Source organism: Burkholderia gladioli (assembly GCF_000959725.1).
GTDB lineage: Bacteria > Pseudomonadota > Gammaproteobacteria > Burkholderiales > Burkholderiaceae > Burkholderia > Burkholderia gladioli.
In genome coordinates this window covers 3,359,489-3,382,366 of record NZ_CP009322.1, presented here as the reverse complement: position 1 = coordinate 3,382,366, position 22,878 = coordinate 3,359,489, and the positions used below count along the sequence as shown (strand labels likewise).

27 protein-coding genes are annotated in these 22,878 nt (G+C 68.6%); 18 read left to right on the top strand and 9 right to left on the bottom strand.

Features of this window, described 5'->3' with window-relative positions; all coding sequences use genetic code 11:
- Positions 1 to 400: 400 nt before the first annotated feature.
- Both BM43_RS14565 and BM43_RS14560 read left to right on the top strand, forming a co-directional pair.
- Complete coding sequence (locus tag BM43_RS14565; protein WP_036055062.1) at positions 401 to 826, top strand: CBS domain-containing protein; 426 nt, start codon at positions 401 to 403, stop codon at positions 824 to 826.
- Positions 827 to 870: 44 nt separating this feature from the next.
- Positions 871 to 1,338, top strand: coding sequence for a PRC-barrel domain-containing protein (locus BM43_RS14560; RefSeq protein WP_036055065.1), 468 nt, complete (start codon positions 871 to 873; stop codon positions 1,336 to 1,338).
- A gap of 126 nt (positions 1,339 to 1,464) precedes the next feature.
- Here the strand turns inward: BM43_RS14560 and BM43_RS14555 are convergent, their stop codons facing one another.
- Positions 1,465 to 1,959, bottom strand: coding sequence for a BON domain-containing protein (locus BM43_RS14555; protein ID WP_036055068.1), 495 nt, complete (start codon positions 1,957 to 1,959; stop codon positions 1,465 to 1,467).
- Positions 1,960 to 2,079: 120 nt separating this feature from the next.
- Between BM43_RS14555 and BM43_RS14550 the strand changes: the two genes are divergently transcribed.
- Both BM43_RS14550 and BM43_RS14545 read left to right on the top strand, forming a co-directional pair.
- The gene (locus BM43_RS14550) at positions 2,080 to 2,805 is read left to right on the top strand and encodes an MgtC/SapB family protein (RefSeq protein WP_036055072.1); all 726 of its coding nucleotides are present in this window, start codon (positions 2,080 to 2,082) and stop codon (positions 2,803 to 2,805) included.
- Between the two features lie 5 nt (positions 2,806 to 2,810).
- Positions 2,811 to 3,731: a cation diffusion facilitator family transporter gene (locus BM43_RS14545; protein WP_036057034.1), complete on the top strand. Its 921-nt coding sequence runs from the start codon at positions 2,811 to 2,813 to the stop codon at positions 3,729 to 3,731.
- A 21-nt stretch (positions 3,732 to 3,752) separates the two neighbouring features.
- Here BM43_RS14545 and BM43_RS14540 read toward each other — a convergent pair whose 3' ends face one another.
- From BM43_RS14540 to BM43_RS14530, 3 genes are read right to left on the bottom strand one after another with little or no spacing between them, the layout of a single operon-like run.
- Complete coding sequence (locus tag BM43_RS14540) at positions 3,753 to 5,435, bottom strand: efflux transporter outer membrane subunit (RefSeq protein WP_036055074.1); 1,683 nt, start codon at positions 5,433 to 5,435, stop codon at positions 3,753 to 3,755.
- Positions 5,436 to 5,437: 2 nt separating this feature from the next.
- Positions 5,438 to 7,096, bottom strand: a complete 1,659-nt coding sequence (locus BM43_RS14535) for a DHA2 family efflux MFS transporter permease subunit (RefSeq protein ID WP_036055077.1) — start codon at positions 7,094 to 7,096, stop codon at positions 5,438 to 5,440.
- The gene (locus BM43_RS14530) at positions 7,093 to 8,457 is read right to left on the bottom strand and encodes an HlyD family secretion protein (RefSeq protein WP_036055080.1); all 1,365 of its coding nucleotides are present in this window, start codon (positions 8,455 to 8,457) and stop codon (positions 7,093 to 7,095) included. The genes BM43_RS14535 and BM43_RS14530 overlap by 4 nt, the downstream gene beginning before the upstream one ends.
- Positions 8,458 to 8,776: 319 nt before the next feature.
- Here BM43_RS14530 and BM43_RS14525 point away from each other — a divergent pair, with 319 nt between their 5' ends.
- The 3 genes from BM43_RS14525 (at position 8,777) to BM43_RS14515 (ending at position 12,415) form a co-directional block, all read left to right on the top strand.
- Positions 8,777 to 10,594, top strand: a complete 1,818-nt coding sequence (locus tag BM43_RS14525; protein ID WP_036055087.1) for a thiamine pyrophosphate-requiring protein — start codon at positions 8,777 to 8,779, stop codon at positions 10,592 to 10,594.
- A 35-nt stretch (positions 10,595 to 10,629) separates the two neighbouring features.
- Positions 10,630 to 11,022: a DUF3175 domain-containing protein gene (locus tag BM43_RS14520; RefSeq protein ID WP_036055090.1), complete on the top strand. Its 393-nt coding sequence runs from the start codon at positions 10,630 to 10,632 to the stop codon at positions 11,020 to 11,022.
- A 184-nt stretch (positions 11,023 to 11,206) separates the two neighbouring features.
- Positions 11,207 to 12,415 (top strand): cytochrome P450, encoded by a 1,209-nt coding sequence (locus tag BM43_RS14515; protein ID WP_036057036.1) that lies wholly within the window; start codon positions 11,207 to 11,209, stop codon positions 12,413 to 12,415.
- Between the two features lie 239 nt (positions 12,416 to 12,654).
- On the opposite strand, the gene BM43_RS40445 is transcribed toward BM43_RS14515, so the two are convergent.
- On the bottom strand, positions 12,655 to 13,065 hold the full coding sequence (locus BM43_RS40445; RefSeq protein ID WP_144417667.1) for a hypothetical protein: 411 nt from the start codon (positions 13,063 to 13,065) through the stop codon (positions 12,655 to 12,657).
- A 502-nt stretch (positions 13,066 to 13,567) separates the two neighbouring features.
- Here BM43_RS40445 and BM43_RS40440 point away from each other — a divergent pair.
- The 4 genes from BM43_RS40440 to BM43_RS14495 all read left to right on the top strand — a co-directional run bounded on the left by BM43_RS40440 (position 13,568) and on the right by BM43_RS14495 (position 16,875).
- Positions 13,568 to 14,476, top strand: a complete 909-nt coding sequence (locus BM43_RS40440) for a hypothetical protein (RefSeq protein WP_042284202.1) — start codon at positions 13,568 to 13,570, stop codon at positions 14,474 to 14,476.
- Positions 14,477 to 14,623: 147 nt separating this feature from the next.
- Positions 14,624 to 15,997, top strand: a complete 1,374-nt coding sequence (locus tag BM43_RS14505) for a nucleobase:cation symporter-2 family protein (RefSeq protein ID WP_036055091.1) — start codon at positions 14,624 to 14,626, stop codon at positions 15,995 to 15,997.
- Between the two features lie 388 nt (positions 15,998 to 16,385).
- Complete coding sequence (locus BM43_RS14500) at positions 16,386 to 16,634, top strand: hypothetical protein (RefSeq protein ID WP_036055093.1); 249 nt, start codon at positions 16,386 to 16,388, stop codon at positions 16,632 to 16,634.
- Between the two features lie 25 nt (positions 16,635 to 16,659).
- A complete protein-coding gene (locus BM43_RS14495; protein ID WP_025099549.1) occupies positions 16,660 to 16,875 on the top strand; it encodes a hypothetical protein in 216 nt (71 codons plus the stop codon).
- A gap of 18 nt (positions 16,876 to 16,893) precedes the next feature.
- Here BM43_RS14495 and BM43_RS14490 read toward each other — a convergent pair whose 3' ends face one another.
- From BM43_RS14490 to BM43_RS14480, 3 genes are all read right to left on the bottom strand, one after another.
- Positions 16,894 to 17,118 carry a hypothetical protein gene (locus BM43_RS14490; RefSeq protein ID WP_025099550.1) on the bottom strand — a complete coding sequence of 75 codons (225 nt, stop codon included), beginning with the start codon at positions 17,116 to 17,118 and terminating at the stop codon, positions 16,894 to 16,896.
- A 267-nt stretch (positions 17,119 to 17,385) separates the two neighbouring features.
- The gene (infA, locus tag BM43_RS14485) at positions 17,386 to 17,655 is read right to left on the bottom strand and encodes a translation initiation factor IF-1 (RefSeq protein ID WP_025099551.1); all 270 of its coding nucleotides are present in this window, start codon (positions 17,653 to 17,655) and stop codon (positions 17,386 to 17,388) included.
- A 419-nt stretch (positions 17,656 to 18,074) separates the two neighbouring features.
- The gene (locus tag BM43_RS14480; protein WP_036055095.1) at positions 18,075 to 18,278 is read right to left on the bottom strand and encodes a cold-shock protein; all 204 of its coding nucleotides are present in this window, start codon (positions 18,276 to 18,278) and stop codon (positions 18,075 to 18,077) included.
- 581 nt (positions 18,279 to 18,859) lie between these two features.
- On the opposite strand from BM43_RS14480, the gene BM43_RS14475 reads away from it, so the two are divergent.
- From BM43_RS14475 to BM43_RS14450, 5 genes are all read left to right on the top strand, one after another.
- On the top strand, positions 18,860 to 19,129 hold the full coding sequence (locus BM43_RS14475) for a hypothetical protein (protein WP_025099553.1): 270 nt from the start codon (positions 18,860 to 18,862) through the stop codon (positions 19,127 to 19,129).
- Between the two features lie 68 nt (positions 19,130 to 19,197).
- Positions 19,198 to 19,410, top strand: coding sequence for a 30S ribosomal protein S21 (gene rpsU / locus BM43_RS14470; RefSeq protein WP_025099554.1), 213 nt, complete (start codon positions 19,198 to 19,200; stop codon positions 19,408 to 19,410).
- 10 nt (positions 19,411 to 19,420) lie between these two features.
- The gene (locus BM43_RS14465) at positions 19,421 to 19,627 is read left to right on the top strand and encodes a hypothetical protein (protein WP_036055096.1); all 207 of its coding nucleotides are present in this window, start codon (positions 19,421 to 19,423) and stop codon (positions 19,625 to 19,627) included.
- A gap of 69 nt (positions 19,628 to 19,696) precedes the next feature.
- Complete coding sequence (locus BM43_RS40435; RefSeq protein WP_124083598.1) at positions 19,697 to 20,167, top strand: hypothetical protein; 471 nt, start codon at positions 19,697 to 19,699, stop codon at positions 20,165 to 20,167.
- Between the two features lie 37 nt (positions 20,168 to 20,204).
- Positions 20,205 to 20,534 carry a hypothetical protein gene (locus BM43_RS14450; RefSeq protein ID WP_226285312.1) on the top strand — a complete coding sequence of 110 codons (330 nt, stop codon included), beginning with the start codon at positions 20,205 to 20,207 and terminating at the stop codon, positions 20,532 to 20,534.
- A gap of 31 nt (positions 20,535 to 20,565) precedes the next feature.
- On the opposite strand, the gene BM43_RS14445 is transcribed toward BM43_RS14450, so the two are convergent.
- A complete protein-coding gene (locus tag BM43_RS14445; protein ID WP_036055099.1) occupies positions 20,566 to 21,489 on the bottom strand; it encodes a LysR family transcriptional regulator in 924 nt (307 codons plus the stop codon).
- Positions 21,490 to 21,628: 139 nt separating this feature from the next.
- On the opposite strand from BM43_RS14445, the gene BM43_RS14440 reads away from it, so the two are divergent.
- A complete protein-coding gene (locus BM43_RS14440) occupies positions 21,629 to 22,384 on the top strand; it encodes an SDR family NAD(P)-dependent oxidoreductase (RefSeq protein WP_036055101.1) in 756 nt (251 codons plus the stop codon).
- Between the two features lie 83 nt (positions 22,385 to 22,467).
- Positions 22,468 to 22,869 (top strand): nuclear transport factor 2 family protein, encoded by a 402-nt coding sequence (locus BM43_RS14435; protein WP_036055102.1) that lies wholly within the window; start codon positions 22,468 to 22,470, stop codon positions 22,867 to 22,869.
- Positions 22,870 to 22,878: the final 9 nt, after the last annotated feature.

Here is a 22,878-nt window from a genome sequence, read left to right as displayed (position 1 = left end):
GAATCAATCCCCGAAAGGCATCTTTTTCGATGGTTTCGGGGAACGAAATGATCAACCCGCGCGCAGCGTGCCATTACGCGGGGTCGTTTCGCCATTCGCAGCGCTGCGATCGCAAACGTCATCGGTCCGCTCGACGATCTGCAAACTCGAAACATTTCGTATCAGCGGGGCAAGCCTCGTCCGACCCGCAATTTCCCGACCGAATTCCGCTGCACCGACATGGCATCGGTTCCGCGTGCGGGCACGCCACGGCAATCCCACGGCAATCATTACCAAGCGTTGTAAATCGTTCGCGCGACGGATCGCGCCGTCGGCCGGCCGCGCCGCTGCTGACGGCGCGCGAGGCGGCACGCGATTTGCACTAGTAGTACGTTCGCCAGGAAACCGACGGAGGCAAGCGATGCAACGCATCAACCAGATCATGTCCCGCGAGATCGTCCATCTCGCGCCGACCGACACGATCGAGCATGCGGCGCAGCTGATGGCGCGCCACGACGTGGGCGCCCTGCCCGTGTGCGACGGCACGCGCGTGGTCGGCATGGTGACCGACCGCGATCTCGTCACGCGCGCGCTGGCGTTGGGCAAGGGCGGCCAGGCCATCGTGCGTGAAGTGACCTCGGTGCCGATCGAGACCTGCCGCGAGCACGAATCGGTCGACACGGTGCTGCAGCGGATGGCTTCGGCGCAGATGCGCCGGCTGCCCGTGATCTCGCGCGAGCTGGAGCTGGTCGGTATGGTGTCGATCGGCGATGTCGCCACGCGCGGCGACGTATCCGAACGCGGCGCGATCGGCGAAACACTCGATTACGTGTCGCAACCACGCTGAGCGCACCGCGCCCGCCGTTCCCATTCACCGACAGGAAGACTTCGATGACGCCCGCCACCCCCGATCCCCTGCGCGATGCCGATGCGCGCTACCCGCGCCGCACCACGGCGCTCGCCCACCTGCTCGACGGCACGCTCGCGCGCAGCGCGGACGGCGAAACCATCGGCCATGTCAGCAACGCGATTCTCGACCTGCGCGGCGGCCGCATCGTCTATGTGCTGGTCGCCCTGGTGCCGATCGAGGAAAGCGTGCATGCACGCCGGCTCGCGATGGTGCCGTGGGAATACGTCACGCTCGACGCCGATGCCGGCGGCCTGCAGATCGCCACCTCGGCGGCCATCGTGCGCGGCGCGCCCACGCTCGATCTGGACGGCTGGCTCGGCTCGACCGACACGGTCTGGGAAGACCGCATGGCGGCCTATTACCAGGGCGTCGGCACGCCTCGCGCGCATAGCTTCGCCGAGGAACTGGGCCTGCGCTCCCCGGTGCCACAGGCACGCGGCCGATACTGATCCCGTCTCTCTCAGGGCGTCGCTCGACGCCGTTTGAACGGGCGAAGTCGATGACCTCGCCCGTTTTTTTCCGTTGCCCGCGCCCGGCGAATCACGCTCACGAGGCGCATCAGGCGCGCCAGGCGCCTAGCGTGGCACCACCCGCAGCCGGTTGCGGATCTCGCGTACCGCCCCGCAACGCGCCACCGCCAGCTCGATCGCCTCGCTCATCGACTGGGACGGCACCGTGCCGTCGAGCGTGACGCAAGCCTGCCGCACGTCGATCGCGATATCGTCGGCGCCGCGCACCATGCCGGTGCTCAACTGGCGATCCAGTTCGTCGCGAATCGAGGCATCGGCGTCGAGGCGATGTTCGCGCGAGACTGGCGGCAACGCGGCGCCGGTCGGCTTCGCGATGCCGCCGCGCACCTCGGCGGCGGCGCGCATCATGCCGGCCTGCCGGTAGGCGCCCGGCACGTGGCGGATCTCGGAAGCGCCGGTCGGCAAGGCGCCGGGCCGGGCCCACCAGTCGGGACAGGCGACCGGATCGAACGGGTCGGCGGCGCGCCGGGGCTCACCGGCCGCGGCCGGATCGGATGACTCGCCGGCACGGCGCCGGCGGCTGGAATCGGATGTTGTCATGGCGTACCTCCGTATCGTGTCGGGTTGGTCCCTGCCCTCGTGCACGCAACCTGCATGCCATGCGCGGACGGGCACGAGCGTTGCGGCGCCCCTCGCATCGACGTCCTCCGACCGCTCCGTATGCAAACGATGCCGCTCGTGCTGCAACCCTTCGACATCGCCGCCCGGATCGCCGTCTGCCTGATCGCCGGCGCGATCATCGGCCTGAATCGCGGCGAGTCGGGCAAGGCGGCCGGGCTGCGCACCATCATGCTGGTCAGCCTGGCCGCCTGCCTGGCGATGCTGCAGGTCAACCTGCTGCTGCCCCAGGACGGCAAGGGCAGCCAATCCTTCGCCGTGCTCGACCTGATGCGGCTGCCGCTCGGGATCCTGTCGGGGGTCGGCTTCATCGGCGCGGGCGCGATCCTGCGCAAGGACGGCCTGGTCACCGGCCTGACCACGGCCGCCACGCTGTGGTTCGTGACCGTGATCGGCCTGTGCGCGGGCGGGGGCCAATTGGCCCTGGCCGCACTCGGCACCGTGCTCGGTTTCGGCATCCTGACCGGCATGAAGGCGCTCGAGCAGCGCCTGCCGCACAAGCGGCACGCCTGGCTGTCGGTCGACGAAGCGGCGCCCGCCGCCCAAGCCGAAGCCAGCGCGCGCACCGCCGCCATGCTCGAACGGCTCGACGGCCTGGACTGCCGGATCCGGCGCGCCGGCACCCAGGCCCAGGCCGAATCCGGCGCGCTGCGCCGCCGCTTCGACCTGAGCTGGATCGCGCCCGCCCGCGACGATCCGGTCGAGCAGGCGATCGACGAGTTCGTGCGCGACAGCGGCGGCGGGGCGAGCTGGTCGATCCGGGAGTGACGGGCATGGCCGCCGCCGTGCCGCGCGCCGTCTACTACGCGCTGGTCTCGAACCTGGCCGTGGCCGCCTGCAAGTACGCGGCGGCCGGCTACACCAACTCCGGCTCGGCCTACGCCGAGGCGATCCATTCCAGCGCCGACTGCCTGAACCAGATCCTGCTGCTGGCGGGCGCCCGCGCGGCCGCCACGCGCCCCGACGCGGAGCACCCGCTCGGCTTCGGCCGCGTGAACTACTTCTACGCGATGCTGGTGGCCACCCAAATTTTCATCGTGGGCGGCCTGGCCTCGGCGGCGGTGGGCGCGCTGAGGCTGGTGCATCGCTCGCCCGTCGAGCACGGCGGCGTGGTGATCGCGGTGCTGCTGATCTCGGGCGTGATCGAGACCATCGCGCTGAAGGCCTCGATCGGCACCATCGAGCGGCGCGGCCGGCCCGGCACCCTGCTGCGCTGGATGCGCGAGACCGGGCAGCCCGCGCTGCTGCTGGCGGTGATCGAGGACGCCGCGGCGCTGGGCGGGATACTCGCCTCGCTGCTGGCGGTGTCGCTCGCGCTCGCCACCGGCGAGCCGGCCTACGACGCGTTCGGCGGCATCGCCGTGGGCCTGATCCTGATGGCCAGCGCGGCCTTCGCGATGGGCAAGATCAAGTCGCTGATCGTCGGCGAATCGGCGCACGAGAGCACCCGGCACGAGATGCAGGCCTGGCTCGAGCACCGGCCCGAGGTGGTGCGCGTGATCTCGCTGGTGGTGCTGCGCTGGTCGGACGAGCACGTGGTGGCCGTGCAGGCGGTGCTGCGCCCGCATCCGAGCGCCGACGCGCTGGTGCGCACCATCAACGAGATCGAGCTGGCGCTGCGCGAGTCGTTTCCGCGCGCGCGCTGGATCTACTTCGAGCCCGAACTGCACGAGCACGGGCATCATCCGATCTGAGCAGCCGCGCCCGCCGACGGCTCAATGCGCGTTCGCCACCGAGGCCGCGCTGGCCGACCGCGGATCGCCGGGCTCGCCCGGGGCGGCCGCCGCGGCGCCATCATCGGTCTGCCAGCCGCCGCCCAGCGCCTTGTAGAGCGAGACCAGGTCGGTGGTGGTCTGCACCGCGCCCTGCAAGGCCTGCTGCCGCGCCTCGGACCATTGCCGCTCGGCATCGAGCACGTCCAGGTAGGGCACGATGCCCTTGCGATAGCTGTCGCGCGCCAGGTCGAGCGCGCCGCCCTCGGCCCTGGCGGCATCGTCGAGCGCGGCGTGGCGCGACTGATCGGTGCGATAGACCGCCAACGCGTTGTCGACATCGCGCAGCGCCACCAGCACCGCGCGCCGGTAGGCCAGCGCCGTTTCCTGCTGCTGCGCCTTCGACAGCCGCAGGTTCGAGACCAGCGCGCCGCCCTGGAAGATCGGCAGCGAGATCGCCGGCCCGGCCGAATAGAACAGATGCGACCACTGCGCGAGCTCGCGCACGTGCGTGGAGCGCAGGCCGATCTGCCCGGTCAGCGAGATGTCGGGATAGAACTGCGCGACCGCCACGCCGACCTGGGCCGTGGCCGCGTGCAGCTCCAGCTCCGCGCGCCGCACGTCGGGACGCCGGCGCGCCAATGTGGAAGGCAGCCCGACCGGCACCGTCGGCGGCAGCCCCGGCAGCGCGGCCGGCGCCTCGAGCAACTCGTCGAGCGTGCCGGGCGCGCCGCCCACCAAGTACGCCAAGCCGTTGCGCAGCATCGCGAGCTGCTGGTCGTATTGCGGAAGCTGCGCGCGGATCTGCGCCAGGCGCGCGTCGGCGCTGCGCACGTCGAGCTGGCTGGTCAGCCCGTGCGCGGCGCGATCGCGCGTGAGGTCGAGAAAGTCCTGCTGCGATTGCGCCAGTTCCAGCGTCAGCGCGCGCAATGCCTGCGCGCCGCGATACTGCAGGTAGGTCTGCGCGACCTCGGCCTCCAGCGAGAGCAGCGCGTCGTCGCGGCCGGCCACCGCCGCGCCGGTCTCCGCGCCGGCCGCCTCCACCGAGCGCCGCACGCGCCCGAACAGGTCGAGCTCCCAGGACGCGTCGAAGCCGGCCTGCCAGAGATTGGTCGGCGAGGACAGCGAATCGATCGCCTTGTCCGCGCCCTGGCGGATCGCCGCGCCGCCACCGGGCACCGCGCCCGCCAGCGCCGAACCCGGCGCGCTCAGGCGGTCGATCTGGTCGTTCACGCCCTCGTCCTGCAGGATGCCCTTGATGCCGAGCTGCTCGCGCTGGTAGCTGGCGGTGGCACGCACGTTCGGCAATCCTTGCGCGGCGGCCTGGTGCAGTTGCTCGCGTGCCTCGGCGATGCGCATCACGGCGGTCTGCACGTCGAGATTGTCGCGCGCGGCGCGATCCACCAACTGGTCGAGCAGCGGATCATGGAAGGCGCGCCACCAGCGCGGATCGGGATCGGCATCCACCACCGGGCTGGAGGTGACGCCGGGCGCCGAGGCGGAGGTGGCCGCGGCCGCACTCGCCGCCTGCAGGTCGTGCCATTGCGCCGGCGCGTTCGCCTGCGGCGGCTTGAAGTCCGGGCCGACCGTACAGGCCGCCAGCGCGAGACAGGCAACTGCGGCAACCGTGGCAGCCACGGTAGCCGGCATCGATGGGAACGCTGGCCGGATAAAACGTCGTGTCATCGTCAATGTCCTCCTCCACCGCCCGCCGCCTTCGCCGGCGTGAACAGGAAGGTCAGCGGGATGCAGGCGGCGCAGAACACCGCCAGGATCGCGAATACGTCGATATAGGCAAGGATGGTGGCCTGCGAGACGAAGGTCTCGTAGAGCCTGCCGTTGGCGGTTTGCAGCGCCGCCGAGGGCGGTACGCCCGATAGCGCGCTGATCGATTGCGCATTGCGCTGCAGCGCGTCCTGGAAGTTCTGCGAGAGCGGCGACATGTGCTCGGACAGATGCGCCATGCGCGCCTGCGCGCGCTCGCGGATCAGCGCGGTCGACACCGAGATGCCGATCGAGCCGGCCACGTTGCGGAACATCGTGAACAGCGCCGAGGCGTCGTCGTTGAGGCGCTGCGGGATGGTCAGGTAGGCCAGCGTGGTGATCGGCACGAACAGGAAGCCAATCGCCATCGACTGCGCGCAGCGGATGTACATCAGGTGGCGGTAGTCGATGTCGGGCACCAGCGTGCGCGAATAGACCAGCGAGGCGGCCAGCAGCACGAAGCCGGTGCCCACCAGGTAGCGCGTCTGCACGTGCGGCATCAGCCGGCTGACGATCGGGATCTCCAGGGTGATCAGGATCGCGCCCGGCGAGAGCACCAGCCCGGCGAGCGTCGCCGTGTAGCCGAGCTGCTGCTGGGCGAGCTGCGGCACGATCACGGCGCTGCCGTACAGCACCGCCGCGAACATCGCGATGGTGATGCAGCCGAGCAGGAAGTTGCGGTCGCGCAGGCAGGCCAGGTCCACCACCGGCTTCTTCGCGTAGCGCAGCCAGAGCCCGGCGCCGGTCAATCCCGCCACCGCCAGCACCGCGAAGATGCGGATGAAGTTCGAGCCGAACCAGTCCTCGTCCTCGCCGCGGTCGAGCATCACCTGCAGGCAGCCCAGCCCGATCGCGATCAGGCCGATGCCGATGTAGTCGATGCGGATGCCGCGCTGGCCGTCGCGCCGCCAGGGCGGGTCCTCCACCAGCTGCATCACCGCCAGCACCGTTAGGATCCCCACCGGCACGTTGAGCAGGAACACCCAGCGCCACGAGAAGGTATCGGTGATCCAGCCGCCCAGGGTCGGCCCCAGCACCGGCGCCACCACGATCGCTATCGCCGAGATCGAGAAGGCGCGGTTGCGCTGCTCGGGGGGGAAGGTGTCGAGGATGATCGACTGCTGGTTCGGCTGCAGGCCGCCGCCGAACAGCCCCTGCAGGATGCGGAACACGATCAGCTGGCCGAGGTTGGTGGCGATCCCGCACAGGAACGAGCACACCGTGAAGGCCGCGATGCAGATCACGAAGTAGCGCTTGCGGCCCAGCAGCCGGCCCAGGAAGCCCGAGATCGGCAGCACGATGCCGTTGGCCACCAGGTAGGAGGTGAGCGTCCAGGTGGCCTCGTCGTAGCTGGCCGACATGGTGCCGGCGATATGCGGCAGCGCGACGTTGACGATGGTGGTGTCGAGCACCTCCATGAAGGCCGCCAGCGTGACCACGATGGCGATCAGCCAGGGGTTCGAGGCGGGGCGCCAGGCCTGGCCATCGCCGCCTCCGTTGCCGTTGTCCTTGCCCTTCGCGTTGCCGCCGCCCTTGCCGTTGCCCTTGCCGCCTTCGTCGGCGGTCACGTTCGCGCCGCTCATGGCAGATGCACCGTCGGCTCCACCGACAGGCCCAGGCCGAGCGGCGGATTGGTCGGCATCGGCCCGTCCAACACGATCTTGACCGGCACGCGCTGCACGATCTTCACGAAGTTGCCGGTGGCGTTCTCGGCCGGGAAGGCCGAGAAGCGCGAGCCGCTGCCGAGCTGGATGCTGTCGACGTGGCCGTGCAGGTCGAGATCGGGATAGGCGTCGACCGACACGTCCACCTTGTCGCCGATGCGCATGCGCTCGAGCTGCGATTCCTTGAAGTTGGCCGTGATCCAGATGCGCGGCGTGACGAGCGAGAAGATCGAGCTGCCGGTCTGCAGGAAGCTGCCAAGCTGCACGTTACGGCGCGTGACCCAGCCGTCCGAGGGCGCGCGGATCTCGCAGTAGGACAGGTTCAGCTCGGCCTGCTCGCGCTGCGCCTGGGCCTGCAGGACCTGCTGGCGGCGCTCCTCGATGGTGCTCTCGACCTGGCGCAACTGCTGCGGCACCAGCGCGGCCGTGCGCGCCTGGGCGCGCGCCATCGCCACGTTGGCGTCGGCGCTGGCGCTTTGCGCGTCGGCCGCGTCCACCTGCTGCTTCGAGGTGGCGCGCATGTCCACCGCGTGCTGGCGTTGCTGCGCGGCCAGCGCCTGCTTGTAGGTGGCCTCGGCCGATTCGATCTGGGCGCGCGCCTGCGCGTATTGCGCGGGGTACTGCACGCGCGCGATGTCGAGCTGTACCTGCGCCGAGCTCAGCTGCGCGCGCGCCAGGCCGAGCTGCGCGTCGGCCGAGTCGAGCTGGGCGCGATAGTCGCGCGGGTCGATCTGCACCAGCAGGTCGCCGCGATGGACGTAGGTGTTGTCGTCGACGTTCAGGCGCGTGACGTAGCCCGAGACGTGCGGCGCGATGGTGACGGCGTTGCCGTCGGTGTAGGCGTCGTCGGTGCTGACCTGGTTGCGCGTCATCAGCCACCACACCAGCGCGACGATCAGCAGGACCACCACCACGATGGCCAGGATGATGATCGGCTTCTTGCCGGGGCGCTTGCGCTTGCCGTTGCCGTCCTGGTCCGGGTCGTCGTCCTCCTTGCCGTCGCCATTGCCGTCCTTGCCGCCGCTGCCGCCCTTGCCTCCACCGCCCTCGTCGTGGTTGCCGTCGCCGCCCGTGTTGCGGCGGTCGTCGCCGTCGCGCGGGCGATCGTTGCCTCCGCCACCATCGCTGCTCGGCGTGTCGGCGTCGCGGTCGTCGGCATCGCGGCCGTCCGCGGCGCGCGCGCCGCCGTTGCCATGGGTTTCACCTTCGCCGTCCCGGCTCAGGAACGCGGCGCTGACACGCGGCATCAAGGGCAATGGAAATATGGTCACTTCGGACATCGCACAGCTCTCCCCAATCGGAATCGCCTCGCACGAACCCGCGCGAGACAGCATCGGGGCTGCCAAGCAAGCCGCGGGCCCGCTGGGAAACCGGCCGCGCGGCCTTGCCCGACGGGGCGCCGCTGCGATCCCAGCGCGCCGGATGACGCGGTGCGGCATCGCGGTTGGCGGTTTTTACAAGCGTTAGTGTCGGCAGGCGTGGCCGATGCAGTTTCGCGATGCGAGATGCCGCCGGGATACGGCCGCGCCAGCGCCATTTCCACGGCACGGTGCTTGCGCACCCATCGGCACCAGCACATCGAACCGAGGGAGAACGCGCATGACCACCGTTTCCGACTTCATCGTCGAACGCCTCGCCGAATGGGGCGTCGACCGCATCTACGGCTACCCGGGCGACGGCATCAACGGCCTGTTCGGCGCGCTGAACCGCGCCGGCGGCAAGATCGAATTCATCCAGGCGCGCCACGAGGAGATGGCGGCCTTCATGGCTTCCGCGCATGCAAAATTTACAGGCAAGCTCGGCGTATGCATCGCCACCTCGGGGCCCGGCGCCTCGCACCTGATCACCGGCCTCTACGACGCGCGGCTCGATCACATGCCGGTGCTGGCGATCGTCGGCCAGCAGGCACGCGCGGCGATCGGCGGCCATTACCAGCAGGAACTCGACCTGGCGGCGATGTTCAAGGACGTGGCCGGCGCCTTCGTGCAGCAGGCCAGCGTGCCGGGCCAGGTGCGCCACCTGGTCGATCGCGCGGTGCGCACGGCGATCGGCGCGCGCACCGTCACCGCGCTGATCCTGCCGAACGACCTGCAGGAGCTCGACTACGCGCCGCCCAAGCGCGCGCACGGCACCGTGCATTCCGGCGTCGGCTACACGCGCCCGAAGGTGGTGCCCTATCCCGAGGACCTGAAGCGCGCCGCCGAGGTGCTCAATGCCGGCTCGAAGGTGGCGATGCTGGTGGGCGCGGGCGCGCTCGGCGCCACCGAGCAGGTGATCGCGGTGGCGGACCGGCTCGGCGCCGGCGCGGCCAAGGCGCTGCTCGGCAAGGCCGCGCTGCCCGACGCGCTGCCCTGGGTGACGGGCTCGATCGGCCTGCTCGGCACCAAGCCCAGCTACGACCTGATGAACGAGTGCGACACGCTGCTGATGATCGGCTCCGGCTTCCCCTACGCGGAATTCCTGCCCAAGGAAGGCCAGGCGCGCGGCGTGCAGATCGACCTGAAGGCCGACATGCTGAGCCTGCGCTACCCGATGGAGGTCAACCTGGTGGGCGACGCGGCCGAGACGCTCGACCTGCTGCTGCCGCTGCTCGAGCCGCGCGCCGACCATCGCTGGCGCGAGCGCATCGGCCGCTGGACCGACGAATGGCAGGGCACGCTGGCCAAGCGCGCCGCCGCCGACGCGAGCCCGGGCCGCGGCGTCAATCCGCAGCGCGCCTTCACCGAGCTGTCGCCGCGCCTGCCCGACGACGTGATCCTCACCAGCGATTCGGGCTCCTGCGCGAACTGGTACGCGCGCGACCTGCAGATGCGGCGCGGCATGATGGGTTCCTTGTCGGGCGGGCTGGCGTCGATGGGCGCGGCCGTGCCTTACGCGATCGCCGCCAAGTTCGCGTTTCCGGTCAGGCCGGTGATCGCCATGGTGGGCGACGGCGCGATGCAGATGAACAACATGGCCGAGCTGATCACGGTCGCCAAATACTGGCGGCAATGGGCCGATCCGCGCTGGATCTGCATGGTGCTCAACAACGAGGACCTGAACCAGGTCACCTGGGAGCAGCGCGTGATGGAGGGCGACCCGAAGTTCGAGGCCTCGCAGCAGGTACCGAACGTGCCGTATCACCGCTTCGCCGAGATGATCGGGCTGAAGGGCATCTACGTGGACGACCCCGCGCGCCTGGGCGAAGCCTGGGACGAGGCGCTGGCCTCGCAGCGCCCGGTGGTGCTCGAAGTGAAGAGCGACCCCGAGGTGCCGCCGCTGCCGCCGCACGTCACCTTGCAGCAGGCGAAGCACTTCGCCGAGACGCTGGTGAAGGGCGACCCGCGCGAACGCGGCGTGATCGTCGAGACCGCCAGGCAGGTGCTGTCGGCCGTGCTGCCTTCCGGCGGCGGCGGCAGCGGCAAGTCGGGCGAATGACCTCCCCCGCAATTTCTTTCGAAGGAGCCGAAACCATGAGCGAAACCTCCTCCTCGCACAAGCCGGCGGCGCACCGGAGTTCGCAAGGCAAGCGCCCCGCCGGCAAGCACTCGACGCGGCGCCCCGGACGCGGGCGCACCGCCGGCTCGCGCTCGCCCAAGCGCTGGTCGGCCGCCGTCAACGCCCGCAGCGACGCGCTCGACATCGAATCCGACATCTTCAAGTCCGACGATCCTAAGGCGATCGCGGCCTCGCTCAAGCGCTCGGCCGAGCACAGCCGGCGCCGCAAGGCCTCGCCGTTCCAGTCGGCCATGTCGATGCTGAACTTCTACGTGAACCGGGCCGGCCGCAACCTGCCGAAATCGCGGCGCGCGACGCTGGAGCGCTCCAAGCGGGCGCTGCGCGAGGCCTTCGGCCGCAAGCCGTGACGGCGGCGGAAAGCAACCGCGGCGGCACCCCGGCGCTTTCGCTTCGCTGACGCTCCCGCGTCAAGCACAGGGGCGAAGCGCCGTCCTGCCGGGCGTATCGAGAAAATTTTCCATCCCGTGGAATGGACCGCCGCGGCCGGGCGTTATGGACAATACCTTCCTCATCCGCCCCGCGACCGTCCCCATGAACTTCGCCACCTTCTCCTCGCCGGCCTTCTTCGCCGATCCCTACCCGCTTTATGCGCAGTTGCGCGCCAAGGGCGCCTTGCTCGAACTCGCGCCGAACGTGCGCGTGACGGGCGACTACGCGCTGATCGACGCGCTGCTGCGCGAGCGCCGCGCCGGCAAGACCTACCTGGAAAGCGTGCGCGTGCGCTACGGCGAGGAGCGGGTCGGCATGCCGGTGTTCCAGGTGCTGAGCCGGATGTTCCTGATGATGAACCCGCCGGTGCACACGCGGCTGCGCAAGCTGCTGATGAAGGCCTTCAACGCGCGGCAGATCGAGAACCTGCGCGAGATCGTCGAGGCCTCCACGCATGAACTGCTCGACGCGATCGCCGCCAAGCCCGAGTTCGACTTCGTGGCCGACTACGCGCTGCCGCAGCCGCTCAACGTGATCTGCCGCCTGCTCGACATTCCCTTCGAGGACGGCGCGCGCCTGGGCCGCGCGGCCAGCTGCGTGGCCTCGGCGCTGGACCTGGCGCCGCTCGGCGAGGACATGCTGGCCGAAGCCAACGAAGGCGCGCTGGCGCTGGAGGCCTATTTCGAGGGCGTGATCGAGCAACGTCGCCGCCAGCCCGGCACGGACCTGGTCTCGGCGTTGATCAGCGTGGAGGACGAGGGCGAGACCTTCGACGAGAAGGAGGTGATCGCCAACGTGATGCTGCTGTTCATCGCCGGCCACGAGACCACCTCGAACACCATGGGCAACGCCATGATCGCGCTGTTCCGCAACCCGGAAAGCCTCGCGGCGATGGCGGCCGATCCGGCGCTGGTGCCGGGCGGCGTGGCCGAGCTGGTGCGCTACGACAGCTCGGTGCAGGTGGTGGTGCGCACCGTGTTCGAGGATCTCGAGCTGGAAGGCCATGCGCTGCCGCGCGGCACCCTGCTGTTCCTGCTGGTGGGCGCCTCGAATCGCGATCCGGCGGTGTTCGCCGACCCGGACCGGCTCGACATCCGCCGCGCCAATGCCAAGGCCTCGCTGAGCTTCGGCGGCGGGATCCACTACTGCCTCGGCGCGCGGCTCGCGCAGATGGAGCTGGAAACCGCGATCGGCGCGATGCTGGCGCGCTTCCCGAAGCTGAGTCCGGTCGATCTCGACCGGCTCGAATGGCATCACCGCAACAACCTGCGCGGCGTGAAGGCGCTGCCGATGCGGACCGGCGTGAACTGAACGCCATCGCGCCCGGGCCGCCCAGGCCCGGGCCATCGAGCCTCGCCGACGCGGGCGCGAAGCGCGGCGCCCCGCATCGCGCTTCGCTGCTTCCTGCCTCACCCCTCCTTACGATTTCCCGACGCGCGCGATGCCCACGCGCCGAAACTTCGCGTTTCGCGATCGTGGTTCGTCTTCGCCGCCCGCTTCGCCGCCTCGCCGCGTTAAACCTGCTATCTGGCCGGTATTGTCCCGGGGCGTCACGCCGGACCGCCGCCCTTCGCGCCGATCGACGATCCGTCACCACGCCCTCTGGCCCATACACGGGAACCGCTGTCCATGCCGCCTCCGTCAGTCACCAACTCGACCCGGATCAACCAGCCGTCCACCACGACCGGCGGGGAGAGTCGACAGACCAACGGCCCCTCGCCACGGGCCAGCGGCGCGGCGAGCCAGCAGGGCGCCGGATCGGGCTCGCTGCAGGCGCTGAACACGCTGCGGCGGCAGCAACGCGTCACCACGCCGAGCGCGAACCTGAGGCAGCGCCGGGCCAGCCTGGAATCGATGGCCAGTTCGGCGTCGCACGATTCGGCCGGTTCGGCCGAAGGCTCGCAACTGCCGATGTCGCCGCAAATGGCGGCGCTGCTGGCCGGCTCGGACGGCACTGACACGGCCCCGCCACGGCCGCCCGCCGGCGACAGCCCGGCGACGCAGCAGCACGAGGAAGCACCGCCGCCATCCTACGAATCGCTGTTCGGCCCGGGCCCCTATACCGACCCGGCGCCGGCCTCCGTCGCGGCGCAGCCGTCGGCGCAATCGAGCAGCCAGGCCCCGGCACAATCGACCTCGCCGCCGCCTCTGCCCCCGCGTCCTCCGCAGGCGGCTCAGGGCACGCCGTCGCGCCCGCCATCGCCGCCTCCGCTGCCCCCTCGCCCGCCGGCGGCGCAAGGCCGGCCGCAGACACCGCCGCCGCTGCCTCCCCGCCCGCAGGCTGCGCCGCCGCGACCGCAAACCCCGCCGCCGGTGCCGCCGCGACCGCAGACGCCGCCACCGGTACCGCCGCGCCCCCAGTCAGCGCCGCCGGTCCCGCCTCGTCCGCAATCGGCGCCGCCAGTTCCTCCGCGTCCGCAGGCACCGCCCTCGGCCCCCGTACGCCCGCAGACACCATCGCTGATGGCCGACGCGCTGCCGCCCGACGAGCCGCTGCCGGCCTACTCGCAGTTCCCGCCGGAGCCGAGCCACAACGCCGGCCAGTGGGCGCTCCAGCTCGGCATGCTGGGCCAGTTCGGCACGGCCGGCCCCGGCCATATCGACAACCTGCTGCAGTTGATGGGCGCCCGCCCGATCAGCGCGGCCAACGCGGGCCGCGTGAGCCTGGCCGAGCTGCCCCCCGCCGACCGGCCAATGGTGGCCTTGCAGGGCGCCGCCCAGCTCAGCAGCGCGATCTCGAAGATGCCGGACGGCTCGCTCGCGGGCAAGGACATGCACGACGCGATCGCGGCCACCCGGCACGTCGAGCCGGTGGAGCTGCGCGCGGCCATGATGGGCGAGCTGGCCAAGCAGCTGATGAAGGTCGACTCGCGCGAAGCGCACCAGAGCGCGTTCAAGGCGCTCAGCGACCAGGTGCATACGCTGCCGCCCCAGGAACGCATGCAGGTGCTGGCCGGCCTGGCCATGCACGCTTTCCACCCGGGCCACCCGGGTGGCCCGGAGGCGATGCGCGACGGCGCCGCCAACATCCAGACCGTGCTCGGCCATCTCTCGCAGATCCCGCCGGAAGCGCGCTCGGCCAAGGACACGGCCACGACGCTCGACGTGATGATGGGCTGGATGCCGAACCTGATGTCGGAAACGTCCGCGAGCCACTGGCAGCCGGTGATGAATACGCTGATGAAGGAAGCCGGCAAGCTGCCGGAAGCCGAGATCGGCGCCATCAAGACCACCATGGCGGCCCTGGTCGGCCACATGCAGCCGGGCGGCGCGCTGCACGGGATGGGTGTGCTGCATCCGAACGACCTGCAGAACATGCTGCTGGTGGTGCCGGATCACCTCAAGCCGCACGCGCAGTCGGACGAGGACTAAGGCCGGGCGGACTCGCCGCCGGCCGACGCGCGCCGGGAAGCGAACCGGGAAGTGTGTCGCGAAGCGCGGCCGGCGATCGGTCACGGTCGCCCGACCCGTTAGAATTCCGCACTTTCCACGCATTCACCTCAACCGGCCCACCCAGCGATGCCTTCCGCTCCCGCACACCACGGCGCAGACGACGCCCCCGTCCACGATCTCGTCTACGGCCCCAACGACCGCCCCTCGCCGGCGGTGGCCTTCGTCGCCGCGCTCCAGCACCTGCTGGCGATCCTGGTGCCGATCGTCACGCCAGGCCTGCTGATCTGCCAGGCGCTGAACGTGCCGACCCGCGACACCACGCTGATCGTGTCGATGTCGCTGGTGATCTCGGGCATCGCCACCTTCCTGCAATGCCGCCGCTTCGGCCCGCTCGGCGCGGGCCTGCTGATCGTGCAGGGCACCAGCTTCAACTTCGTCGGCCCGCTGATAGCCGGCGGCAGCCTGATGGTGAAGCAGGGCACGCCGGTGGAAACGGTCATGGCCGCCATCTTCGGCGTGGTGATCGCGGGCTCCTTCGTGGAGATGGCGGTCTCGCGCATCCTGCCCTTCATCAAGCGGCTGATCACGCCGCTGGTGACCGGCATCGTGGTGCTGCTGATCGGCCTCACGCTGATCAAGGTCGGCCTGGTCAGCATGGGCGGCGGCTACGGCGCGATGGCCAAGGGCACGTTCGCGAGCGCGCAGAACCTCACGCTGTCCTGCCTGGTGCTGGGCACCATCGTCGTGCTGAACCGCGTGCCGATCGTCTGGGTGCGCAGCACGGCGCTGGTGATCGCGCTGGCCGTCGGCTACCTCGCCGCCGCCGCGATGGGCCGGCTCGACTTCACCGGCGCGCGCGAGGCGGCCCTGTTTCAGGTGCCCACGCCGCTGCACTTCGGCATCGGCTTCTCGTGGTCGCTGTTCGTGCCGATGCTGATCATCTACGTGGTCACCTCGCTGGAGGCGATCGGCGACGTGACGGCCACCAGCAAGGTGTCGCGCGAGCCGGTGGAAGGACCGTTGTGGATGCAACGAATCAAGGGTGGTGTGCTGGTGAACGGCGCGAACTCGCTGCTGGCCGGCGTGTTCAATACCTTCCCGAGTTCGGTGTTCGCGCAGAACAACGGGGTGATCCAGCTGACCGGCATCGCCAGCCGCCACGTGGGCGTGTGGATCGCCGGCATGCTGGTGGTGCTGGGGCTGTTCCCGGCGGTGGCCAGCGTGCTGCAGGCGGTGCCGGAGCCGGTGCTGGGCGGCGCGGCAATGGTGATGTTCGGCGCGGTGGCCGCTTCGGGCATCAACATCCTGGCCGGCGTGAAGCTCGACCGGCGCGCGCTGCTGATCATCGCGGTATCGCTGGCGCTCGGGCTGGGCGTGTCCCAGGTCCCGGAAATCCTCACCAATCTGCCGCATGCGCTGAAGAACGTGCTGGCTTCGGGCGTGGCCACCGGCGGGCTGTGCGCGCTGTTGATGAACTGGTTCCTGCCGGAGAGCAAGTAGGCCGCGCCGCGGCATCCTTCCCTCGTCATCACGCTGTTCCTGGCCTTGCCGGTGTTCGGCTGAAGCCGCGTTCCGCCCTTACAAAATTAAGCTGTACAAACATGGCGAGACGCGTACCATCGTTCGCAGCGATGCCGTCCTCCTATCGACGGCATCGCGCCCGGCTTGCGCGGCAATGCGCGATTTCGCCGGGCCATGGCCGATCCAGCACCGCGATCCCGGTTGACGATCGGCCCGCCGCAGCCCTTGCGGCTCCGCCCCTTGTTTCAGGGGGCCACCTCACCGTCCTGCCCGCCTCCGGATCACGCCCGCCAAGCGGCACATCCTCGTGCCGATACGCCCGATCAGCCTTGCTCCAGCCGCGCGCCGGGGATGCAGGAGTCACGCCATGAAAAAATCCGATCTGCTTCGATCGATTCGAAGCGACAGCTCAGGCTTCGTCGACCGGCACCTGCCCGCCGACGCGGAAGCCGAGTTGCAGCGCCTGATCGGCGAGCAGCGCTGCGAGGTGGATGTCACCACCTTCCTGATGTACTCGTCGATCCGCGAAAGCCTGGGCCGGGGCGGCACGGGCGGCAACCAGAGCGATCGCGAAGCCAGCGAGATCATGGCGCTGCTGTGCGTCGGCGACGAGTGACCGGCCCGGCGAAAGGAGAGTTTCCATGTCAACCACGGCAGAGGCGTTTCGTGTCGATCCGACACCCCGTCGCGCGGACGGCGAATATATCGCGCATGCGCGCATCAGCTCGAATCGCCTGGACGGCGCCGAATACGATGTGTACCTGAGTGGGGATCTGGCAGCGTTCGAGCTGCGCGAGGACGCGATCGCCTATGCCCGGAACTGGGCCCGGGCCTGGCTGCAGGCGGCCTATGGTTGAACGCGACGCGGCGGCGGATCAGCCGCGGGTGTCGATCCAATCGCGCGCCCAGCGATCGGAATGATGCAGGGCAGCCTCTTCGGTGCCGAAATAATCGAGGGAGTAGAACTCGTAGAGCGCCGCCTCGTCGCGACGGTCCATGCGCCGGAGCGTCAGGTTGGACGAGAAGCTGCCGTCAGGAAGACGGTGGACCGAGGGCGCGACGGCATAGCCGCGATAGTGCTTGATGATGGTTGCTTGCATGATGAATCAGTTGTTCGATGAGCATGGACTGTAATGACACGTGTTCGGCATCGGCCGATGAATGGTCAGGAATCCTGCTGTTCAGGGTGTACGCAGGCCGGCAAAAATGCGGCGAGCGGTTGAATTTCCGGCCGGACAGGACCGGGCTCGTGGGAGCGAGCTGCATGACGGCGTATCGTGATTCGCGCCAGGGAACGACTTGACGGCCAGACTTTCTCGGGCAATGGCGACCGGCAAGCCATCGCGGCAAGCCGGCCGGAGAACGACTCAGCGACGGTAGCTGGGACGCGCACGCGGCGCGCCGGTCGCGGCACGCTCGTCCTTGTGGCGGTAGTTGATACGGCCCTTCGTCAGGTCGTAGAGCGACATCTCGAGCCTGACGCGATCGCCGGCCAGGATACGGATATGGTTCTTCCGCAAGCGCCCCGAGGCATAAGCGGCCACCACCGCGCCGTTTTCCAGCGTCACGCGATAGCGGCTATCGGGCAGCACTTCGTCGACGACGCCGTCCAGTTCAAGCAGATCTTCCTTTGCCAAATTGTTTTCTCCAATGACCAGTCTGATGATGAATCGTGCATTGCCCGCCTCGCAGTCGGCAACACGCGCATGCACCTGGCATCGGTATGGATGGCGAGAAGTTCCGCATGCGCCCGCGAGCAAGACACGCGACGGACAACTAGGTTTTCTTGGCCGGACGTCCACCGCGCGGCGCAGCCACGGGCTTCGCCAGATGCGGCGGGATCCAGTTGAGGGCAATGCCTTGCGGCGACGACGGCGGCCCGATTTTCTTTCGAGGCGGGGGCCGCTTGCCGGCGCGTGAAACGTTTCCTGTCATATCGGCCTCGCATCTGTCTTGTCGCATCGAAAGAATCGGCAGCGACCATCGACAACGGGATGGGGCCGTCAACCCGCTCCGGCAACCGGCTCGCGCCAGGCACGCCGGCCGGACAGGCGCCTCAGAGGGTCTTGATGTTGCTTGCCTGCAGGCCCTTCGGGCCCATCTTCGTTTCGAAGCTCACGCGCTGCCCCTCGACGAGGGTGCGGAAGCCGTCACCGCGAATTTCGGAAAAATGCGCAAAGAGGTCGTCCTTGCTGTTGTCCGGCGCGATGAAGCCGAAACCCTTGCTGTCGTTGAACCACTTGACGATACCGGTGTCCATGAAAATCCTTTGATATTGATAAGACGTACAGAGCCGCGCGCCGTGTTCGGGCACGCAAAAGAATCAAGGAGGGAGAGGACAACGAATACCGCAGCTTAGCGGTCAGTGATGAGCAGCAATCGCGCTTCTTGGAGACTTCAGCGACAGACCTTACGCGCTAAGGCGGCATCGGTCAAGTTATTTCGCTTGCGCAGGCGCGCCGCGGCACCTCGCGAAAGATTGAGGGCCGGTCGCCGACCCCGTGCAGCCTGGCTGCGCACGATTCATCGAAAGCGGTTTGCCGCGGCGCCGGCAAACGACGCGCGCGCCGTGCGCACCGCGTTCGAAATAACCGTGCGCACCGCGTTCGAAATAAATATGCATGCCGCCGCCGTTTCTTCCAAGGCAAGCGGAGTATGATGAACCACGCTTCGAGGCCACGCATTCTTCGCCTAACCCCTTTCGCCTCGACCCTCCTCGTCTGCTCGCCTCATCCGTCGATCATTCGACCTCCTTCTCATCGCAAGCTGCCGGACATGTCATGTTCCGACAGCGCCTCAGGATTCACCGCTTCAATCACCGCTGCTCGCCAGGAGGCGATTATGGGCATGCACTTCTATCGCGGCTTCGAGATCTATCCGCTGATCTATCCGCACACGGAATCCACGGCCGGTTCGGGCCGCAACTACGACGACGGCTTCGACGCGGCGGTCAAGATCTGCCTGCGCGGCGAGACCCTGACCTACAGCGACACGTTCAAGCTGAACGAGACGCCGCCGTTCATGAGCGCCGGCGCCGCGCGTCGCGCCTCGCTCAAGTTCGCGCAAGACGTCATCGACAAGCATGGCGGCGAGAACTGGATACCGTCCTGATCCCATCCGGCATGCCGCGTGCATCGATGGCGCACCGCCGGAAATCCGAGTTTTTCCTCAAGGTGGATATGACCAAAGTCATACTGAAAGTCAACGAACCCGTCGAGGTCGCGCTGCGCCGCTTCCGCCGGGAAATCCAGAAGGCCGGCCTGATCCAGGAACTGCGCGCACGCGGCGCCTACGAGAAGCCGACCGCGGAGCGCAAGCGCAAGCTCGCCAGCGCTGTGTCCCGGCAACGCGCCCGGCTCAGGCGCGCCATGCCGCCTCCGAAGCAGTACTGAGGAAGACGAAATGGAAGTCAGGCAACTCGCTGGCCGGACGTACTTCGCGTTGACGCGCTGCGAGGTCGACTTCAACCAGGACCTGAACAAGCTCACCCTGCTGCCGACCTACTACGCGTTCGGCTGCGAATACGCCAACCGCGGCTTCATACTCGATCGGGACGACGCCTTCAAACTGATCGCCGCGATCGAGAAAGCCCTGAGCGCCGAAGGCTGAACCCCGGCCGATGCATGGCCGACGCGATCGGCCATCCTATGCAAGGCCCACCCAGTGGAACCGACCGCCATGCCGCCGAACCGAAACGATCTCCTGGATCAACTGCGCGAAGCCCGCTCCCTGGGCCGGGAAACCGAGCAGCGTCTCAGGCACGTCCTCAGCCGGGCGCTGGCATCGGACGAGCAGCGCCCGGAGATGGAAACCCTGCTGACGCAAACCATCGAGCAGCAACGCCTGCTCGGTCAATCAGTCATGCGAATCGAGGATATCGGCACGCCAGCCGGGGATGCCGTATCCGAGATTCCGGCCATGCCCGCCGGGCCCGCGGCCGGCGACGATCGGCAATCGCCCTCGCTGATCAACCTGCGCGATGCCCTCCTGCGGGAAGTGGACTTCTACGCCGACCTGATCGAAACCGCGGAAGCCACCGGTTTCTTTGAAACCAAGTGGGTATGCGAAGGCATCCTGTCACAGAAGTCGTCGACCATCGCATGGCTGGGCACGGCTTCCCGGCCGAACCAGCCGGAACGATCGCGGTGACGACATGGACCCGCTCCCGACGGGTAGGCAAGCCCTCATGAAGTACGTCGGCTTGCTGTATTTCCTGGTGGTCGCCCAACTCGCCGCGAAACGGCAGCGAGACATCTGGCTGCCCGCCGCCCAACTGGTCGAGCTGCTTCACGCCTGGGTGGCGCAGCAGGAGATGAAATGCGATTGGCGCGACCGGATCTGGCTCGGCAAGGCCTCGCTCGATGTGGCGCAATCCGTGCATGCCGCCTACGGTCCGGCCTTCGTGATGTCGTTCCTGTCCACGGCGAGCGAACCGGAGCAGATCTCCGGCGATGCGCATGACAAGCGAATCCTGCTTCGGACCACCTGCTTCCGTTACCTGACCAGGAAGCTCTAGGCCACGCGCGACCGCGCGCGTCCATGCCCATCTACCTTCTTCCCGGCTCGCTGTCGTAAGGCGCGAACAGCTCGGCCACCCAGTCGACGAACACCCGCAGCCGCGCGCTGTTGTACCTGGCCTGTGCGAACACCACGTGGATCGGATTCGCGGGCCGCGTCCATCGCGGCAGCAAGCGCACCAACTCGCCACGCTCCACCCGGGGGTGCGCCTTGAACGCAAAGGTCTGGCCCACGCCCAAGCCGCTCACCAGCGCGCTCAGGTGCGCCGTGCTCTCGTTCACGCAACAGGCGCGGGCGCCGCGCGGTTCGACGGCGATGCGCTCGTCGCCACGCTCGAACAGCAAGGGGAACGGCCGCCCCGTCTGCGACGAGAAATAGCCCGCCAGATCGTGTCGCTCGCGCAATTCGTCCGGATGCTCCGGCATGCCGCGCTCGGCGACATAGGCCGCGCTGGCATAGGTGCCCCATTCGAGGCTCGCGATGCGCCGGGCCACCAGCGAGGTATCCGCCAGCGCACCGCCTCGGATCACGCAATCGACACCTTCGCCGATCAGGTCCGCCGGCCGGTCACTCACGCCGATGTCGAGCTGGATGTCGGGAAAGCGGCGCCGGAACTCGGGCAGGCGCGGCAGCAGGATCAGGTTGGCGAATGACGAGCCGATATCGACACGTACCCGCCCTCGCGGCTTGCCGTGCACGTCGGCGAAGCGCCCGTCCATCTCGTCGAGATCGGCCAGCAGCTTCACGGCATTGCGGTAATAGGCCTGCCCCTCCTCCGTCACCACCACCTTGCGCGTCGAGCGCTGGAACAGCTTCACGCGCAGGTGCGTCTCCAGCTCCTGGATCAGCTTGGATACCGTGGCGCGCGGCACGTCGAGCGTATCGGCGGCCTTGCCGAAGCCGCCCGATTCGGCGATGCGCACGAAGACGCGTAAAGCCAGCAACTGATCCATGTGCCCGTCCTTTCCAAGATGAGCCGCCAGTCTATCTATTATCCATACATGTGGAAAATCAATTTGAAAAATGGATATTTCTCTCTCTCCTGGAAATATCTATCGTTACGCCATCGACACTCATCAACCGGAGAAGATCATGAGCAATCGACTGGAAGGCAAGGTGGCACTGGTAACCGGCGGCACGAGCGGGATCGGCCTGGCGGCGGCGAAGGACCTGGCGGCGCAAGGCGCGCGCGTGATCATCACCGGCCGCCGCCAGGCGGAACTGGACCAGGCCGTCGCGGCGATCGGCCAGGGCGCGCGCGGCGTGCGCAGCGACGTGACGCGCTCGGCCGATCTCGACGCGCTGTTCGAGACGATCCGCGCCGCCGAAGGCCGACTCGACGTGCTGTTCACCAATGCCGGCGGCGGCTCGATGTCCCCGCTCGGCGAAATCACCGAGCAGCACTTCGACGACACTTTCGCGCGCAACGTGAAGGCCGTGGTGTTCACCGTGCAGAAGGCCCTGCCGCTGATGCCGCAAGGCGCCTCGATCATCCTGAACGGCTCGATCGCGGGCTCGACGGGCACCCAGGCCTTCAGCATCTACAGCGCCTCGAAGGCCGCCGTGCGCGCGCTCGCACGCAGCTGGGTGCTGGACCTGAAGGAGCGCGGCATCCGCGTGAACGTGGTGAGCCCCGGCTCGACGCGCACGACCGGCCTGGCCGAACTCGGCGGCGATACCCGGGAAGGCCAGGACGGCCTGCTCGCCTACCTGAGCTCGCTGGTGCCGATCGGCCGGCTGGCCGATCCGTCGGAGATCGCCAAGGTGGTCAGCTTCCTGGCCTCGGACGATTCGAGCTTCATCAACGGCGCCGAGATCACCGCCGACGGCGGCCAGGCCCAAGTCTGAAACGCCCTGTCGATCGATACCCGGCCGCCCGCGACGGGCGTGAGGCATGCATCGCGCGGCGGCCGCTCAACGGAGAAAACATCATGGAACAGGCATCGGCGCTGCTGCGCCACTACATCGAGAAGGTACGCGACCCGAAGGCGGCCGCGGCGCTGTTCGCCGAGGACGGCGTGCTCGAACTGCCGTACCTGACGAGCCTCGGCGCGCCGAGCACGGGCGCCAAGGGACCGGCGGCGATCGAGCGGTTCATCGCCTCGCTGCTGGCGAAGGTGCCGGACTTCGCGTTCAAGGACGTGCGCATCCTGATCGATACGCCCGAGCAGGTTTTCGGCGAATACTCGGTCGAGGCGCTGGTGCCCTCGACGGGCAAGGTCTATCGGCAGATGTACGCGGGCCGGCTGGTCGCGGAGAACGGCAGGATCAAGCTGCTGCGCGAGTCGCTCGACACGGTGGCGGCGCAGCAGGCGTTCTCGCCGGCGGCTTGATGCCGCCAG

Excerpts from the sequence above, each read along its gene's own strand:
- BM43_RS14565 (WP_036055062.1), top strand. The coding sequence starts at position 401 with ATGCAACGCATCAACCAGATCATGTCCCGCGAGATCGTCCATCTCGCG.
- BM43_RS14560 (WP_036055065.1), top strand. The coding sequence starts at position 871 with ATGACGCCCGCCACCCCCGATCCCCTGCGCGATGCCGATGCGCGCTAC.
- BM43_RS14555 (WP_036055068.1), bottom strand. The coding sequence starts at position 1,959 with ATGACAACATCCGATTCCAGCCGCCGGCGCCGTGCCGGCGAGTCATCC.
- BM43_RS14550 (WP_036055072.1), top strand. The coding sequence starts at position 2,080 with ATGCAAACGATGCCGCTCGTGCTGCAACCCTTCGACATCGCCGCCCGG.
- BM43_RS14545 (WP_036057034.1), top strand. The coding sequence starts at position 2,811 with ATGGCCGCCGCCGTGCCGCGCGCCGTCTACTACGCGCTGGTCTCGAAC.
- BM43_RS14540 (WP_036055074.1), bottom strand. The coding sequence starts at position 5,435 with ATGACACGACGTTTTATCCGGCCAGCGTTCCCATCGATGCCGGCTACC.
- BM43_RS14535 (WP_036055077.1), bottom strand. The coding sequence starts at position 7,096 with ATGAGCGGCGCGAACGTGACCGCCGACGAAGGCGGCAAGGGCAACGGC.
- BM43_RS14530 (WP_036055080.1), bottom strand. The coding sequence starts at position 8,457 with ATGTCCGAAGTGACCATATTTCCATTGCCCTTGATGCCGCGTGTCAGC.
- BM43_RS14525 (WP_036055087.1), top strand. The coding sequence starts at position 8,777 with ATGACCACCGTTTCCGACTTCATCGTCGAACGCCTCGCCGAATGGGGC.
- BM43_RS14520 (WP_036055090.1), top strand. The coding sequence starts at position 10,630 with ATGAGCGAAACCTCCTCCTCGCACAAGCCGGCGGCGCACCGGAGTTCG.
- BM43_RS14515 (WP_036057036.1), top strand. The coding sequence starts at position 11,207 with ATGAACTTCGCCACCTTCTCCTCGCCGGCCTTCTTCGCCGATCCCTAC.
- BM43_RS40440 (WP_042284202.1), top strand. The coding sequence starts at position 13,568 with ATGGCCGACGCGCTGCCGCCCGACGAGCCGCTGCCGGCCTACTCGCAG.
- BM43_RS14505 (WP_036055091.1), top strand. The coding sequence starts at position 14,624 with ATGCCTTCCGCTCCCGCACACCACGGCGCAGACGACGCCCCCGTCCAC.
- BM43_RS14500 (WP_036055093.1), top strand. The coding sequence starts at position 16,386 with ATGAAAAAATCCGATCTGCTTCGATCGATTCGAAGCGACAGCTCAGGC.
- BM43_RS14495 (WP_025099549.1), top strand. The coding sequence starts at position 16,660 with ATGTCAACCACGGCAGAGGCGTTTCGTGTCGATCCGACACCCCGTCGC.
- BM43_RS14490 (WP_025099550.1), bottom strand. The coding sequence starts at position 17,118 with ATGCAAGCAACCATCATCAAGCACTATCGCGGCTATGCCGTCGCGCCC.
- BM43_RS14480 (WP_036055095.1), bottom strand. The coding sequence starts at position 18,278 with ATGGACACCGGTATCGTCAAGTGGTTCAACGACAGCAAGGGTTTCGGC.
- BM43_RS14475 (WP_025099553.1), top strand. The coding sequence starts at position 18,860 with ATGGGCATGCACTTCTATCGCGGCTTCGAGATCTATCCGCTGATCTAT.
- rpsU (WP_025099554.1), top strand. The coding sequence starts at position 19,198 with ATGACCAAAGTCATACTGAAAGTCAACGAACCCGTCGAGGTCGCGCTG.
- BM43_RS14465 (WP_036055096.1), top strand. The coding sequence starts at position 19,421 with ATGGAAGTCAGGCAACTCGCTGGCCGGACGTACTTCGCGTTGACGCGC.
- BM43_RS40435 (WP_124083598.1), top strand. The coding sequence starts at position 19,697 with ATGCCGCCGAACCGAAACGATCTCCTGGATCAACTGCGCGAAGCCCGC.
- BM43_RS14450 (WP_226285312.1), top strand. The coding sequence starts at position 20,205 with ATGAAGTACGTCGGCTTGCTGTATTTCCTGGTGGTCGCCCAACTCGCC.
- BM43_RS14445 (WP_036055099.1), bottom strand. The coding sequence starts at position 21,489 with ATGGATCAGTTGCTGGCTTTACGCGTCTTCGTGCGCATCGCCGAATCG.
- BM43_RS14440 (WP_036055101.1), top strand. The coding sequence starts at position 21,629 with ATGAGCAATCGACTGGAAGGCAAGGTGGCACTGGTAACCGGCGGCACG.
- BM43_RS14435 (WP_036055102.1), top strand. The coding sequence starts at position 22,468 with ATGGAACAGGCATCGGCGCTGCTGCGCCACTACATCGAGAAGGTACGC.